The sequence below is a fragment of the Williamsia sp. Y712 genome, from assembly GCF_059445525.1.
Genome location: NZ_JCAIUN010000008.1, coordinates 1 through 587, shown reverse-complemented (window position 1 = coordinate 587; position 587 = coordinate 1). Strand labels below are relative to the sequence as shown.

The following is a 587-nucleotide window of genomic DNA, read 5'->3' as shown; positions in this document are numbered from 1 at the left end:
ATGTATCTGGTCGCCTGTTTTGCGTTTTTTCTCATCGGCGGTTTGATGGCGCTGTTGATGCGCGCCGAGCTCACTGTTCCCGGTCTGCAGTTCTTGTCGACCGAGCAGTACAACCAGCTTTTCACCATGCATGGCACCGTGATGTTGCTGATGTATGCGACTCCGATCGTCATCGGTTTTGCCAATGTTGTGCTTCCGCTGCAGATCGGTGCTCCGGACGTTGCGTTCCCGCGACTGAATGCGTTCAGTTTTTGGCTGTTCCTGTTCGGCTCGACCGTTGCGCTGCTCGGCTTCATCACCCCTGGTGGTGCGGCTGACTTCGGTTGGACTGCCTACACGCCCTTGACTGATTCGATCCATTCGCCCGGACCGGGCGGCGACCTGTGGATCATGGGGCTGGGTGTGTCGGGGCTGGGCACCATTCTCGGTGCGGTCAACATGGTGACCACGGTGGCCTGCTTGCGTGCGCCGGGTATGACGATGTTTCGGATGCCGATCTTCACCTGGAACATTTTGGTGACCAGTGTCCTGATTTTGATGGCGTTTCCGCTGCTGACCGCAGCTCTGATGGGACTCGAGGTCGACCG

Annotated in this window: 1 protein-coding gene; it reads left to right on the top strand. The window is 58.3% G+C overall.

The genetic code is table 11. From position 1 onward, the window contains the following. The coding region (locus AC1D75_RS27070; RefSeq protein ID WP_495518437.1) for a cbb3-type cytochrome c oxidase subunit I at nucleotides 1-587 on the top strand (587 nt) is incomplete at both ends.